This window comes from Kitasatospora sp. NPDC032121, assembly GCF_055580145.1.
Window position 1 is genome coordinate 1 of record NZ_JBVILX010000034.1, and the last position, 16,300, is coordinate 16,300.

The 16,300-nt window shown below is 76.8% G+C and carries 2 protein-coding genes; both read right to left on the minus strand.

From position 1 onward, the window contains the following. Positions 1-180: 180 nt before the first annotated feature. The gene (locus ACZ5OX_RS38325; protein ID WP_465636718.1) at positions 181-942 is read right to left on the minus strand and encodes a thioesterase II family protein; all 762 of its coding nucleotides are present in this window, start codon (positions 940-942) and stop codon (positions 181-183) included. A 124-nt stretch (positions 943-1,066) separates the two neighbouring features. After that, the gene (locus ACZ5OX_RS38330; RefSeq protein ID WP_465636720.1) at positions 1,067-16,297 is read right to left on the minus strand and encodes a type I polyketide synthase; all 15,231 of its coding nucleotides are present in this window, start codon (positions 16,295-16,297) and stop codon (positions 1,067-1,069) included. Between the last annotated feature and the right edge of the window lie 3 nt (positions 16,298-16,300).

The following is a 16,300-nucleotide window of genomic DNA, read 5'->3' on the forward strand; positions in this document are numbered from 1 at the left end:
AACAAAACAACGACAACGTCGAGTTAGGGCGTCTTAGGTGGGAGGAGGGGTGGGGAGCCCTGTCCCCCCCCCCCCCCCCCCCCCCCCCCCCCCCGCCCCCCTCCCCCCCCCCCCCCCCCCCCGGGCCCGGTTCCCGCCCCGGGCCCCGGCGGGCGGGGGCGGGAACCGGGCCCTGCTCGGTCAGCCGGCCGCCACCCGGGCCAGCCGGTCGGCGATCCGGCCGTTGATGTCCCGCTGGTGGTGGGCCAGGAAGAAGTGCCCGCCCGGCAGGACGGTCAGGTCCGAGCCGCCGGTGGTGTGCCGCTCCCACGCCCGGGCCTCGTCGATGGTCGTCTTCGGGTCGTCATCGCCGGTCAGCACGTGCACCGGGGCGGCGATCACGGCGTCCTGCTCGGGCCGGTAGGTCTCGATCGCGGTGTAGTCGGCGCGGATCGCCGGCAGGATCATCCGCAGCAGCTCCTCGTCGCCGAGCAGGGCGGCGTCGGTGCCGCTGAGCTCGTGCAGCTCGCGGACGATGCCGTCGTCGTCGCGCAGGTGCACCGTCTCGTCCCGGACGCAGGACGGCGCGCGGCGGCCGGAGGCGAACAGCGCGACCGGGCCGTTGCCCTCCCGCTCCTGACGGCGGGCCACCTCGAACGCCAGCACGGCGCCCATGCTGTGGCCGAAGAAGACGGTCGGGCGGTCGGCCCAGGGGGCGAGCGCGGCGTGGATCCGGTCGGCCAGCTCGGCTATGGAGTCGACGCACGGCTCGGTGCGGCGGTCCTGGCGGCCCGGGTACTGCAGGCACAGCACGTCGGTGCGGTCGGCGAGGGCCGCCGACACCGGGAAGTAGAAGCTCGCCGAACCGCCCGCGTGCGGGAAGCAGACCAGCCGGGTCGGGCTGTCGTCGTTCGGGTGGAAGCGCCGGACCCACAGGGCGGCCTGGCTCACGGACACGGACATCTCAGGGTGTTCCCCTCGTCGGTCCGCCGCCCCGGGGCCGGGGCGGCGGAGGGTTTCCAGAGCCCGGCCGGGGCGCGCGGTGCGGGCGCGCGCCCCGGCCGGACTGGCGGCGGGTCGGACGGAATCAGCTCGTCCGGGAGGTCAACCACTCACCGACCGCCGAGGCCACCGCCTCGACGTGCTGCTCCTCCATCATCGAGTAGTGGTCCCCCGGGACGTCCACGACGGTCTGCGCGGACTCCCAGCCGGACCGCCACTCGCGCTCCCCCCAACCGGTCATCGGCTCGGCGGCACGGACCAGCAGCGTGGCCGCCCCGACCGGGCTCGGCTCCGCCTCTTCCAGGAGCCGGAACCAGCCTCCCATGGCGGTCAACCGGTCGTCGTCCATCGACGCGAACACCCCGTCCCGCTCCGCCATGCCGCCCATGAGCGCGGGCAGCAGCGGAGCCACCAGGTCACTGCCCGGCGCGTAGATGTCTAGCAGAACGAGCGCGACAGGGGGCACCCCTATCTCCTCCAGGTACCGGGCCAGGGCGTGCGCCAGGACCCCTCCGGAGGAGTGGCCGACCAGGACGACGGGCTCGCCCTGCGCCAGTTCGGCGGTCTGCTCGGCCAGCGCGCGCACCCCCGCCGCCAGCGTCGCCGGCAGCGGCTCGCCGGTGCCGAAGCCGGGGGCCCGCAGGGCGCCGACCCGGAACCGGTCGCCCAGCGCCGCGGCGAACCGGGCGTACTGGTGCGGGCCGGAGATCGCCGTCACCGACGGGCAGCAGACCACCACCGGCCGCCCCGCGCCGCCGGACAGCCGCACCGGGGCCGGCAGCGGCCCGGCCAGCGCCGGGTCGGTGAAGGCGGGCCGGAACCCGGCGACGCTCTGCAGCATCGCCGCGAAGTCCGCGATCCGTCCGGACGCGACGGCCTGACGGAGCATCGGGGCCAGCGTGCCGGTCGCGGCGGCCGGCGGCGCGTCCTGCGGCACCTCGGCGGCGAGGTGCCCGGCGAGGGCCGCCGGGGTCGGGTAGTCGTAGATCAGCGCGGCCGGCAGCTCCCGCCCGGTCAGGGCGGTCAGCCGGTTGCGCAGCTCCACCGCGGTCAGCGAGGCGAAGCCCTGCTCCAGGAAGTCCCGGTCCGGGTCGACCGCGTCGCCGGAGCGGTGGCCGAGCGCCAGCGCGGCCTCCGTCCGGACGGTCTCCAGCAGGACGGCGTGCCGCCCGCCGGGGCCCGCCTCGGCCAAGCGGCGGGCCAGCGCTCCGGCCGCGTCCCGGACCGGCTCGGCGGACCGGGCCACCGGGTCGCGGTCGGCCGCGTCCGGACCGGCCAGGGCCGCCAGCAGCGGGACGGCGGCACCGTCACGCAGGGTGCGGGCGAACCAGCTCCAGCCGTCCCCGGCGATCACCAGGCCGTGCTCGCCGAGGGTCACGGCGTGGCCGAGGACCGATGCCGCCTCGTCGACGCCGGGCGCCCGCCCGGTCGGCCCGTCCGAGCCGGTGTCGGCCAGGGCGACCGTCCGCAGCGGGACGTCCCCCTCGGCGCGGCCACGCGCGACGGCGTCCAGGTGGGCGCCGCAGACCGCGGCCACGGCCTGCCCGGCGCCGCCCCACACCGACTCGCCCGGCAGGCAGACGACCTGCGCGGCGAGTCCGGGGCCGCCGGCCGGCAGCGCGATGGCGGCGGCGACCGCCTCCGCCAGCGTCCGCGCGTCCAGGCCGTCCAGGGCGACCGGCTCGGCCGGGGCCACCAGGTGCAGCAGCACCTCCGCCGGGGTGTCGGCCTCGGCCGGCCCCGACACCGGCACGGCGCCGCGCTCGGTCAGCCAGCCGGCCAGCGCCTCGCGCCGGGCGTCGGCCGGGCCGGTGAGCAGCACCGGGCCCTGCGGCCGCCAGGTCGCGGCCTCGGCCGCCAGGCCCAGCGGGGCCGGCACCAGGCGGCGGGCGAAGGCCGCGGCGGACCGCAGCACCACCTCGTCCTCCCCGGTGCGCCCGGCCAGGACGGCCGTCAGCCACTCGCCGGCCAGGCCGTCCAACCGCTCGGGCAGGTCGACCAGACCGCCCCAGCGCCGCGGGTGCTCGGCGGCGAACGCCCGGCCCAGGCCCCAGGTCAGTGCCTGGGCCGGGTTCGGCACCTCGCTCCGGCCGACCGCGACGGCACCCCTGGTGGCGCACCAGAGCGGGGCGTCCACCCCGGCGTCGCCGAGGGCCTGGGCCAGCGTCAGGTTGAGGCCCAGTCCGCCCGCCACGGTGGGGACGGCCGGGTGCGGCTGCTCGTCGAGCGCCAGCAGGGACAGCACCCCGCGCACCGGCGCCTCCCCGGCGAGCAGCTCGCCCAGGCCCGCCGCGACGGCGGCCCGGTCGGTGTCCTGCGGGTCCAGCACCGCGCCGAGCACGGTGGCGCCCGCGGACTCCAGCAGGCCGAGCAGCGCCGTCACCGGCTCGCTCTCGGCGGCCTCCGCGGGGGCCACCACAAGCCAGTTCCCGGTGAGTTCGACACTCGGCCGAGCAGCCGCCAGCGGCTGCCACTCCACCCGGTGGCGCACCGCCTCCGCGGCCGCCTGGCCGCGCCGGCGCCGGTGCCAGCCGGACAGCGCGGGCAGCAGCGCCCGCAGCGCCTCGCGGCCCTCGCCGTCGAGGTCCAGCGCGCCGCTCAGGCCCTCCAGGTCGGTCTCCTCGACGGCCGCCCAGAAGCCGCCCTCGCCCGCGTGCGCGGACTCCTTGGTGGCCTCCTCCGGGGCCTCCAGCCAGTACCGCTCGTGCTGGAAGGCGTAGGTCGGCAGGTCGACGAGGCGCCCGCCCCAGTCGGCGGCGATCGCCGGCCAGTCCAAGGGGACGCCGTGGACGTGCAGTTCGGCCTGCGCCGTGGTCAGCGCGACCCCCTCCGGCCGGTCGGCGCGCAGCAGCGTCACCAGCAGGGCGTGGTCCGCGTCGGCGCCCAGGCAGTCCCGGGCGGCGGCGGTCAGGACGCCGTCGGGGCCGAGCTCCAGGAACCGGCCGGCCCCCGCCGCGCGCAGGGCGGCGACGCCGTCCGCGAACCGGACGGCCGCGCGGACCTGCCGCACCCAGTACGCCGGGTCGGTGAGCTCCTCGCCCGCCTCGGCGCCGGTGACGGTGGAGACCACCGGGATGCGCGGGGCGCTGAACGTCAGGCCCTCCGCCACCCGGCGGAACTCCTCCAACATGCCGTCCATCAGCGGGGAGTGGAAGGCGTGCGAGACGTTGAGGCGCTTGGTCTTCTCGAACTTCCCGGCGATGTCCAGCACTTCGGACTCGTCACCGGAAATCACCACGGACGTCGGGCCGTTGACCGCGGCGATGCTGACGTTCCCGGTGAGCAGCGGCAGCACCTCGGCCTCCGAGGCCTTGACCGCGACCATCGCGCCGCCCTCGGGCAGCGCCTGCATCAGCCGGCCGCGGGCCGCCACCAGGGCGGCCGCGTCCGCCAGCGACAGGACGCCCGCGACGTGGGCGGCCGCGATCTCACCGATCGAGTGCCCGAGCAGCAGGTCCGGGCGCACCCCCCAGCTCTCCACCAGGCGGAACAGCGCCACCTCGACGGCGAACAGCGCCGGCTGGGCGTACTCGGTGCGGTCCAGCAGCCGGGCGTCCGCACCGAACACGACCTCGCGCAGCGGGCGGGTCAGATGGGCGTCGACCCGCTCGCAGACGGCGTCGAAGGCCGCGGCGAACACCGGGTGGGCGCCGTACAGCTCCCGGCCCATGCCGAGGCGCTGGCTGCCCTGTCCGGTGAACAGGAAGGCGGTGCGGCCCACGGTGGTGCCGGACCCCCGGACCACCCCGGCGCCGCTGCCGTCGGCGACCGCGGCGAGGCCGGCCAGCAGCTCCGCGCGGTCGGCGCCGACCACCACCGCGCGGTGGAAGAAGGACGAGCGGTGCACGGTCAGCGTGCGGGCGACGTCGGCCTCCGTCGACCCGGGCTCGGCGGCCAGGTGCGCGGCCAGCCGTTCGGCCTGCGCGCGCAGCGCGTCCGGCGTCCGGGCGGACAGCACCCAGGGCAGCACCCGGGCGGGGCCCTGCTCGTCCTCGGCGGGCGCCGGGCCCTGCTCCAGGATCACGTGGGCGTTGGTGCCGCTGACGCCGAAGGAGGAGACGCCCGCGCGGCGCGGTTCGCCGGTCTCCGGCCACGGCCGGGCCTCGGTCAGCAGCTCGACGGCGCCGGAGCTCCAGTCGACGTCCGGGGTCGGCTCGTCGACGTGCAGGGTCTTCGGCAGCACGCCGTGCCGCATCGCCATGATCATCTTGATCACGCCGCCGACACCCGCGGCGGCCTGGGAGTGGCCGATGTTGGACTTCAGCGAGCCGAGCCACAGCGGGTCCCCGGTGCGCCCCTGCCCGTACGTCTCCAGCAGGGCCTGCGCCTCGATCGGGTCGCCCAGCCGGGTGCCCGTGCCGTGCGCCTCGACGACGTCCACCTGGGACGGCGTCAGCCGGGCGGCGGCCAGCGCCTGCTCGATGACCCGCTCCTGGGCGGGGCCGTTGGGGGCGGTGATGCCGTTGCTGGCGCCGTCCTGGTTGACGGCGGTGGCACGGACGACCGCCAGCACCCGGTGGCCGTTGCGCACCGCGTCGGACTGGCGCTCCAGCAGCAGCATGCCGACGCCCTCGGACCAGCAGGTGCCGTCGGCCGCCGCCGCGAAGGACTTGCAGCGCCCGTCGGTGGCCAGGCCGCGCTGACGGCTGAACTCGATGAACACCTGCGGGGTGGCCATCACCGTGACACCGCCGGCCAGGGCCATCGTGCACTCGCCGCTGCGCAGCGACTGGGCGGCCAGGTGCAGGGCGACCAGCGAGGAGGAGCAGGCGGTGTCCACGGTGACCGCAGGGCCCGACAGCCCCAGGGCGTAGGAGATCCGGCCCGAGGCGACGCTGCCGGTGGTGCCGGTGGCCAGGTAGCCCTCCACGTCGGCGGGGACGGCGGGCAGGGTGATCGCGTAGTCGTGGTACATCTTCCCGGCGAACACGCCGGTCGCGCTGCCCTTCAGCGTGGTCGGGTCGATTCCGGCCCGCTCGAGGGCCTCCCACGCCGTCTCCAGCAGCAGGCGCTGCTGCGGGTCCGTCGCCAGCGCCTCGCGCGGGCTGATGCCGAAGAACCCGGCGTCGAAGTGCCCCGCGTCGTACAGGAACCCGCCCTCGCGGGCGTAGCTGGTGCCCACGTGGTCCGGGTCGGCGTCGTACAGGCCCTCGGTGTCCCAGCCGCGGTCGGTCGGCAGCGGCGAGATCGCGTCGGTGCCCTGCGCGACCAGCTGCCACAGCTCCTCGGGCGTGCGGACGCCGCCCGGGTAGCGGCAGGCCATGCCGATGATCACGATCGGGTCGTCGTCCGCGTGCCGCGACGCCGGGGCGGCGGCGGCCGCCGGACGGGCACGCCCGCCGCCGGACAGCCGGGACTCCAGCCGGGCCGCCAGCTCGGCCGGGGTCGGGTAGTCGAACACGGTGGTGGCCGGCAGCCGCAGCCCGGTCGCCGCGCTCAGCCGGTTGCGCAGCTCGACCGCGGTCAGCGAGTCGAAGCCCAGCTCGCGGAACGCCCGGTTCGCCTCCACCGCGTCCGCGGACGCGTGGCCCAGCACGGCGGCCGCCTGGCCGCGCACCAGGTCGAGCAGCAGCCGGGCCCGGTCCTGCCCGTCGAGGTCGGCCAGCCGCTGCTGGAACGCCGAGGCCTCGCCGGTCCCGCTCGCCGCGGCGACCGTACGGCGCAACGGCGTACGCACCAGGCCGCGCAGCAGCGGCGCGAGGGCCCCCGCGGCGGCCTGGCCGCGCAGCGCGGCCGAGTCCAGCCGCATCGGCACCAGGAGCGGCTCCACGCCCGCCCCGGCCGCGTCGAAGAGCGCGAGCCCCTCGGCCGAGGACAGCGGGGCGACACCGCCCCGGCTCATCCGGCGGACCTCCGCCTCGTCCAGCGCACCGGTGAGCGTGCTGCGCTCGGCCCAGAAGCCCCAGGCCAGCGAGACGGCGGGCAGGCCGTTCGCCCGGCGGTGGTGCGCCAGCGCGTCGACGAAGGCGCTCGCGGCGGCGTAGTTCGCCTGGCCGGCGTTGCCGAGCAGGCCGACCGCGGAGGAGAACAGGACGAAGGAGTCCAGGTCCAGGTGGGCCGTCAGCTCGTGCAGGTGCTGGGCGGCGTCCGCCTTGGGCCGCAGGACGTGGTCCAGCCGCTCCGCGGTGAGCGAGTCGAGGACGCCGTCGTCCAGCACGGCCGCCGCGTGCACCACGGAGGTGAGCGGGTGCTCGGCGGGAACGGCGTCCAGCACGGCGGCGAGCGCCGCGCGGTCCGCGACGTCGCAGGCCGTGACGGTCACCTCGGCGCCCAGGCCGGTGAGTTCGGCGCTCAGCTCCTCGGCGCCGGGCGCCGCCGGGCCCTGCCGGCTGAGCAGCACCAGGTGCCGGGCGCCGTGCTCGGTCACCAGGTGGCGGGCCAGCAGCGAGCCCAGGGTGCCGGTGGCACCGGTCAGCAGGACGGTGCCCTCCGGGTCGAGGACGCGCCGCGGCTCGTCCGTCCCGGCGGGTACCCGGGCGAACCGGGGCGCCAGCACCTCACCGGTGCGCAGGGCGAGTTGGGGCTCGCCGGTGGCGACGGCGGCGGGCAGCGCGGCAGCGGAGCCGGCCGTGCCGTCCAGGTCCGCCAGGACCAGCCGGCCGGGGTTCTCGGTCTGCGCCGAGCGCACCAGGCCCCAGACCGGGGACTGGGCCAGCGCCGGGACGTCCTCGTCCGGGCGGGTCGCGACCGCCGCACGGGTCAGCACCACCAGGCGGGCCGCTTCGAAGCGCTCGTCCGCCAGCCAGGAGTGCAGCAGGGCGAGGGTGTCGCCGGTGCTGCGCCGCAGGCCGTCCAGCAGCGGGTCGTCGGCGCCGGTGGCCACCGCGGCCACCACCACGGACGGCAGCTCGGCGCCGGCGTCGACGGCCTCGGCCAGCTCGGCCAGGTCGCGGTAGCGGCGCGCAGAGGCGGTCCACTCCCCCTCGACGGCGCCCAGCAGCGCCAGTTCCGCCGCGGGGGTCGCGGCGGGCAGCGGCACCGGCGTCCAGTCGACCCGGAACAGCGAGTCCTGGAAGGCGGATTCGGCGGCCGCCGCCCGCTCGGCCAGCGGGCGCAGCACCAGCGAGCCGACCGCCGCGACCGGGCGGCCCTCCCCGTCGGCCAGCTCCAGGGCCACCCCGTCCGCACCGGTCGGGGTGAGGCGCAGCCGCAGGGCCCCGGCGCCGGTGGCGAACAGCGTCACGTCCGTCCAGGCGAACGGGAGCCGCCCGGCGGCGAGGTCCCGGGTCGCGTCACCCAGGCCCGCCGCCTGCAGCGCGGCGTCGAGCAGCGCGGGGTGCAGGCCGAAGCGCTGGGCGTCGCCCTGCTGGTCCGCCGCGAGGGCGACCTCGGCGAACACCTCGGAGCCGCGCTGCCAGACGGACCGCAGGCCGCGGAACGCCGGACCGTAGGCGAAGCCGAGGCCGGCCAGGGTGTCGTAGTACCCGTCCACCGACACCGGCTCGGCGCCCTGCGGGGGCCAGACGGCGAGGTCGAACTCCGGCACGGCGGCGCCGCGGAACAGGGCGCCGGTGGCGTGGCGGGTCCACGGCTCGTCAGGCGCCGCGTCCTCGGCACGGGAGTAGACCTCCACCTCGCGGCGGCCGTCGGCGTCGGGCGAACCGACCACCACCTGCACCGCCACGCCACCCTGGACGGGCAGCACCAACGGCGCCTCCAGGGTCAGCTCCTCCAGCACGTCACAACCGGCCTGGTCACCCGCGCGGACGGCCAGCTCGACGAACGCCGTACCCGGCAGGATCACCGTGCCGGCCACCGCGTGGTCCGCCAGCCACGGCTGGGTCTGCACCGACAGGCGGCCCGTGAAGACGTGCCCGTCGCGGTCGGCCAGCGCCACCGCAGCACCCAGCAGGGGGTGGTCGGCCGCGCCCAGACCGGCGGACAGCACGTCACCGATGCCGCGCGTGCCCGGCTTCGGCCAGTAGTGCTCGTGCTGGAAGGCGTAGGTCGGCAGGTCGACGCGGCGGGCCGTGGGGAACTGGGCGGCCCAGTCGACGGTGGCGCCGTTGGACCAGGCCTCGGCGAGGGCGGTCAGGAAGCGCTCCCGGCCGCCGTGGTCGCGGCGCAGGGTGCCCTGGACGCTCGCCTCGGCGTTGGCGGCGTCGACGGACTCCTGGATGCCGACGGTCAGCACCGGGTGGGCGCTCACCTCGACGAACTGCGAGTGGCCCGAGGCCAGCAGGGCCTCGATGGTCGCCGCGAACTCCACCGTCTGGCGCAGGTTGCGGTACCAGTACGCGCCGTCCAGCGAAGCGCTGTCGACCAGTTCACCGGTGACCGTCGAGTGGAACGGCACCTCCGGCACGCGCGGGGCGACCGGGGCCAGCAGCTCCGCGAGACGGGCCTCGATGCGCTCGACGTGCGCCGAGTGCGACGCGTAGTCCACCGCGATCCGACGCGCCCGGATCTCCTGCCCGGCGCAGTACTCCATCAGCTCGTCCAGGGCACCGGCGTCACCGGAAACCACCACCGAGCTCGGGCCGTTGACCGCCGCGACGGACAGGCCCTCACGGCCCGAAAGGAGTTCACGCACCTGCTCGGCGGGCAGCGGGACGGACACCATGCCACCCAGTCCGGAGAGCTCGATGATCGCCTGGCTGCGCAGCGCCACCACCAGCGCCGCGTCCTCCAGCGACAGCGCGCCGGAGACGGCAGCGGCAGCGATCTCGCCCTGCGAGTGACCCACCACCGCCGACGGCTCCACACCGTACGAACGCCACAGCTCGGCGAGCGAGACCATCACGGCGAACAGCACCGGCTGGACCACGTCCACCCGCTCCATCCACCCGCCGTCCTCACCCGCGACGACCTCGAGAAGATCCCAATCCACGTACAGGGACAGCGCCTTGGCGCACTCCTCCATCCGGGAACGGAACACCGGCTCATCCGCCAGCAGCCCCCGGGCCATGCCCAGCCACTGCGAACCCTGACCCGGGAACACGAACACCGGGCGCCCCGAACGCACCCGCCCGGACACCACGCCCGCGCCCGGCAGGCCGTCCGCCAGCGCGCCCAGGCCCGCCAGCAGCGCCTCCCGGCCCTCGCCGACCACCACGGCCCGGTGCTCGAACACCGCCCGCGAGGACACCAGCGAGAAACCGACATCCGCCGGCCGCTCCTCCGCGACCGCCGCCAGCAGCCGCCGCGCCTGCTCCCGCAGCGCCGCCTCACTCCGGGCCGACAGCACCCACGGCACCACACCACCGGCAGCCGACTCCTCGTCGGCCTGCGGGAGTTCCGCCGCCGGAGCCTGCTCCAGCACCACATGGGCGTTGGTGCCGCTCGCGCCGAAGCCGGAGACGCCCGCGCGGCGCGGTTCGCCGGTCTCGGGCCAGGCCCTGGCCTCGGTGAGCAGCTCGACCGCGCCCGCCGACCAGTCGACGTGCGGGGTGGGCTCGTCCACGTTGAGGGTGCGCGGCAGCACGCCCTCACGCATCGCCATCACCATCTTGATGACGCCGCCGACACCCGAAGCCGACTGGGTGTGGCCGATGTTGGACTTGAGGGAGCCCAGCCACAGCGGGTCCCCGCCGCGCTCCTGGCCGTAGGTGGCCAGCAGCGCCTGGGCCTCGATCGGGTCGCCGAGGGTGGTGCCGGTGCCGTGCGCCTCGACGGCGTCGACCTGACCGGGAGTCAGGCCGGCGTTGGCCAGCGCCTGGCGGATGACGCGCTGCTGCGCGGGGCCGTTGGGCGCGGTGAGGCCGTTGCTGGCACCGTCCTGGTTGACGGCGCTGCCGCGGACGACGGCGAGCACCGGGTGCCCGTTGCGCCGGGCGTCGGAGAGCCGCTCCAGCAGCAGCATGCCCGCACCCTCGCCCCAGCCGGTGCCGTCGGCGGCGGCCGCGAAGGGCTTGCAGCGGCCGTCGGCGGCCAGGCCGCGCTGGCGGCTGAACTCGATGAACGGGCCGGGCAGCGGCATCACGGTGACGCCGCCGGCCAGGGCCAGCGAGCACTCGCCCTGGCGCAGCGACTGGGCGGCCAGGTGGAGCGCCACCAGCGAGGAGGAGCAGGCGGTGTCGACGGTGACGGCCGGGCCCTCCAGGCCCAGGGTGTAGGAGATCCGGCCGGACATCACACTGGCTGCCGTACCGGTGAGCATGTATCCCTCGGCGCCGCCCTCGCTGTTGGTCAGCACCGTGGTGTAGTCCTGGGTGGACCCGCCGGCGAAGACGCCGGTCGCGCTGCCGCGCAGCGTGCCGGGGTCGATGCCGGCGCGCTCCAGCGTCTCCCAGGTGACCTCCAGCAGCAGGCGCTGCTGCGGGTCCATGGTGACGGCCTCGCGCGGGGAGATGCCGAAGAAGCCCGCGTCGAAGAGGCCGGCGTCGTGCAGGAAGGCGCCTTCGCGGCAGTAGCTGGTACCGGGCTGGTCGGGGTCGTCGGCGTAGAGCGCCGCCAGGTCCCAGCCGCGGTCGGTGGGCATGCCGGTGACGGCGTCCCGGCCTTCGGTGACGAGCCGCCACAGGTCCTCGGGCGAGGCGACGCCGCCGGGGAAGCGGCAGCCCATCGCGACGATGGCGATCGGCTCGTCGTCGGCGGCCGCCGCGCTGGTGGCCCGGGCCTGGTCCTGGTCCGCGCCGAGGGTCTGGGCGCGCAGGTAGCCCGCGAGGGCCGCCGGGGTCGGGTAGTCGAAGACCAGCGTGGTGGGCAGCTTCAGGCCGGTGGCGCTGCCGAGGCGGTTGCGGATCTCCACCGCGGTGAGCGAGTCGAAGCCGAGTTCGCGGAAGGCGCGCACGGGGTCGACGGACTCCGGTCCGGCGAAGCCGAGGACGCCGGCGGCCTGGGCGCGCACCAGGTCGGTCAGGACGCGCTCCTGGTCGGCGGCGGACAGTCCGGCGAGCTTGCGGCGCAGCGCCGACTGCTCGGGCACCTCGGTGCCGGGCCCGGCGGTGCCGGTGCCCACGCTCAGGGCGCGGACCTCCGGCAGGTCCTCGATCAGCGGGCGGCGGCGGGTGGCAGTGAAGGCGGGCTGGAAGCGCTCCCAGACGACGTCGGCGACGGCGAGGAAGGTCTCGTCGAGGTCGAGGGCCTGCTGGAGGGCGGCGACGGCCAGCTCCGGCGCCATCGCCGGGACACCGCGGCGGCGCATGGCCTCCCCGGCGGGGCCGTCCGCCATCCCGCCGTCCGCCCAGGCGCCCCAGGCGACCGAGGTGGCCCGGACGCCGGCCGCGCGCAGCCGTTCGGCGTAGGCGTCGAGGAAGGCGTTGACGGCGGCGTAGGCGCCCTGGCCGCCGCCGCCCCAGACGCCGGCGTTGGAGGAGAACAGGACGAAGGCGTCCAGTTCGGTGCCGGTGAGCGCCTCGGCCAGGTTGCGGGCGCCGGCGATCTTGGCCTCGGCGAGCTCCTGGAGGTCGGCGGGCCGCAGGTCGGCGAGGGCGCCGGTGCGGCCGAGGCCGGCGGCGTGCAGCACCGCGCGGATCGGCGCGCCCTGCAGGGCGAACCGCCCGACCAGGGCGTCCACGGCGGCGCGGTCGGCGGTGTCGCAGGCGACGACCGTCACCTCGGCGCCCGCCGCGCGCAGTTCGTCGGCGAGTTCGGCGGCGCCCGGGGCGTCGGCGCCCCGGCGGCTGGTCAGCACCAGGTGCTCGGCGCCGTTGGCGGCCAGCCAGCGGGACACGTGGGCGCCGACGGCGCCGGTGCCGCCGGTGACCAGCACGGTGCCGCGCGGGCGCCAGGTCCGCTCGGCGGGCACCTCGGCGCCGGGCGCGCGGACCAGTCGGCGGGCCAGCACACCGGTGGCGCGCACGGCCAGCTGGTCCTCCTCGTCCTCGGCCGCGAGCACCGCGGCGAGTCGGGCGGCGGCGCGGTCGTCGGGGTCGGCGGGCAGGTCGACCAGGCCGCCCCAGCGCTCGGGCTGCTCCAGGCCGAGCACCCGGCCCAGGCCCCAGACCTGGGCCTGCGACGGGTCGGCCGGGCCGTCCGCGCCGCCGGTGCGGACGGCGCTGGTGGTGGCCGACCAGAGCGGGGCGTCCAGGCCCGCGTCGGCGAGCGCCTGGACCAGGGCGACGGTGCCGGCCGTCCCGGCCGGGACGAGCGGGGCGTCCGGGTGCGGGCGGTCGTCCAGCGGCAGGAGGGAGAGCACGCCGGCCCAGCGGGGCGGCTCGGCGGCGCCGTCCTCGGCGGCCTCGGCGAGTTCGGCGGCGAGCAGCGCCGCGAGGCGGCCGCGGTCGGCGGTGGCGTCGGCGGTGACCCGGCGCACCCGGGCGCCGGCCGTCTCCAGGGCGCGCTGGGCGGCGTCGGCCCACGCGGTCCCGGCGGCGGGCTCGACGAGCAGCCACCGGCCCGTCAGCCGGGGCCGGCCCTGGGCGGTGACGGGCTTCCAGGCGATCCGGTAGCGCCAGCCGTCCACCGTGTCGGCCTGCTGCCGGCGGCGGCGCCAGGCCGCGAGGGCGGGCAGCACGGCGCTCAGCGGGTCCTCGCCGTCCACGGCCAGGGCGGCGGTCAGCTCGGTCAGGTCCCCGCGTTCGACGGCGGACCAGAAGCCCTGGTCGGCGGCGGACTCCGGGGCCGCGCCGGGCAGGGCGGCCGGAGCCGGGACGTCGAGCCAGTAGCGGCGGTGCCGGAACGGGTAGGTGGGCAGTTCGCACTGGACCAGGCCGCGCCCGTCGAACGGCGCGGTGCGCCGCACCGGCACGCCGTGCGCGTGGACGGCGGCGAGCGAGGCGAGGAAGCGCTCGGCGTCGTCCTCGTCGCGGCGCAGCGAGCCGAGGACGGCGGCCTCGGCTCCGATCCCGTCGAGGGTCTCCTCCATGCCGGTCACCAGCACAGGGTGCGGGCTGACCTCCAGGAAGGCGCCGTGGCCGTGCTCGGCCAGGGTGCGGACGGCCTGCGAGAACTCGACCGTCTGCCGCATGTTGCGGTACCAGTACTCGGCGTCCAGCGCTCCGGTGTCCAGGAGGCCGCCGGTCACCGTGGAGTAGAACGGGACGTCGCAGGAGCGGGAGGTGACCCTGGCGCCGATCGCGAGCATCTCCTCGCGCAGCGCCTCGGTCTGCGGGGAGTGGGCGGCGTAGTCGATCGGGAGGAACTTGGCACGGACGTCGAGCGCGGCGCACTCGGCCGCCAGCTCCGCCAGCGCGGCCGGGTCTCCGGCGACGACGACGGTCCGGGGGCCGTTGACCACGGAGAGCTGGAGGCGGTCGGTGCGCTCCGCGATCAGCTCGCGCATCCGCTCGGCGCCCTCCGCGACGGCGAGCATGCCGCCGAGGCCGGAGATCCGGGACAGCGCGGCGCTGCGGGCCGTCACCAGGTAGGCGGCGTCGGCGAGGCTGATCGCGCCGGCCACGCAGGCCGCGGCGATCTCGCCCTGCGAGTGGCCGACCACCGCGGCCGGCTCGACCCCGTACGAGCGCCACAGCTCGGCGAGCGCGACCATCACGGCGAACAGGGCGGGCTGGACGACGTCGATCCGGTCGAGCGGGGGCGTGCCCTCGACTCCGCGCAGCACGTCCTCCAGCCGCCAGTCCACGTGCTCGGCGAGGGCCGCCGAGCACTCGGTGAGCCGGGCGGCGAACACCGGCGAGGAGTCCAGCAGCCCGACGGCCATGCCGGGCCACTGGGAGCCCTGGCCGGGGAAGACGAAGACGGCCTTGCCGGCCGCGGCGCCGCGGGCCGTGCCGCGCACCAGGGCGGGGTGTTCCTCGCCCTCGGCGAGCGCGGCGAGGGCGCCGAGCGCGCCGTCGCGGCCGTCGGCGAGCAGGACGGCCCGGTGCTCGAAGGCGCCGCGGCCGGCCGCCAGCGTCCAGGCGACCCGGTCGACGTCCAGCTCCGGCCGGTCCGTCAGGTGGTCGTGCAGCTGCCGGGCCTGCTCGCGCAGGGCGTCCTCACCGCGGGCGGACAGGAACCAGGGGGTCGCCCGGGTGGTCAGCGGCGGGCGCTGCGGCTCGCCGGAGGCCGGTTCCCCGTCCGTTTCCTGGGCGGGCAGCTCGGCCGGGGCCTCCTCGATGACGGTGTGGGCGTTTGTGCCGCTGAAACCGAAGGAGGAGACGGCGGCCCGGCGGACCCGCTCGCCGGCCGGCCAGGGGCGGGCCTCGGTGAGCAGTTCGACGGCGCCGGAGGCCCAGTCGATGTGCGGGGACGGCTCGTCGACGTGCAGGGTGCGCGGCAGCTCGCCGTGCCGCAGCGCCATGACCAGCTTGATGATGCCGGCGACGCCGGCCGCGGCCTGGGTGTGGCCGATGTTGGACTTGATCGAGCCGAGCCAGAGCGGCGCCCCGCCCTCGCCGCGCTCCTGCCCGTAGGTGGCGAGCAGGGCCTGGGCCTCGATCGGGTCGCCGAGGGTGGTGCCGGTGCCGTGCGCCTCGACGGCGTCGATCTGGTCCGGGGAGAGCCCGGCGCCGGCCAGGGCCTGGCGGATGACGCGCTGCTGGGAGGGGCCGTTGGGGGCGGTCAGGCCGTTGCTGGCGCCGTCCTGGTTGACGGCGGAGCCGCGGACCACGGCGAGCACCGGGTGCCCGTTGCGCCGGGCGTCGGAGAGCTTCTCCAGCAGCAGCACGCCGGCGCCCTCGCCCCAGGCGGTGCCGTCGGCTCCCCCGGCGAAGGCCTTGCAGCGGCCGTCGGGGGCGAGGCCGCGCTGGCGGCTGAACTCGACGAAGGTGTCCGGCGTCGACATCACGGTGACGCCGCCGGCCAGGGCGAGCGTGCACTCGCCGCTGCGCAGGGCCTGGGCGGCCAGGTGGACGGCGACCAGCGAGGAGGAGCAGGCGGTGTCGATGGTCACCGCCGGGCCCTCCAGGCCCAGGGTGTAGGCGACGCGGCCCGAGACGACGCTGCCGGCGGTGCCGGTGCTCAGGTAGCCCTCGACGCCCTCGGGGACGGTGAACAGGCGGCTGGCGTAGTCGTGGTACATCACGCCGCTGAACACGCCGACCCGGCTGCCGCGCACGGCGGCGGGGTCGATGCCGGCCCGCTCGAAGGCCTCCCAGGAGGTCTCCAGCAGCAGCCGCTGCTGGGGGTCCATGGCGGTCGCCTCGCGGGGGCTGATCCCGAAGAACTCCGGGTCGAACTGGGCCGCGTCGTGCAGGAACCCGCCCTCGCGGGTGTAGCTGGTGCCCGAGCGGCCGTGTTCGGCGTCGGCGTCGTACAGCGCGTCGGTGTCCCAGCCGCGGTCGGCGGGGAAGCCGGTGATGGCGTCGGTGCCGTCCGCGACGAGCTGCCACAGCTGCTCGGGGGTGCGGACGCCGCCCGGGTAGCGGCAGCCCATCGCGACGATGGCGATCGGTTCCTGTTCGCCGGACTCGACCTCGCGCAGGCGGCGACGGGTCTCGTGCAGGTCGGCGGTGACCCGCTTGAGGAAGTAGCGGAGCTTCTCTTCGTTCATGAC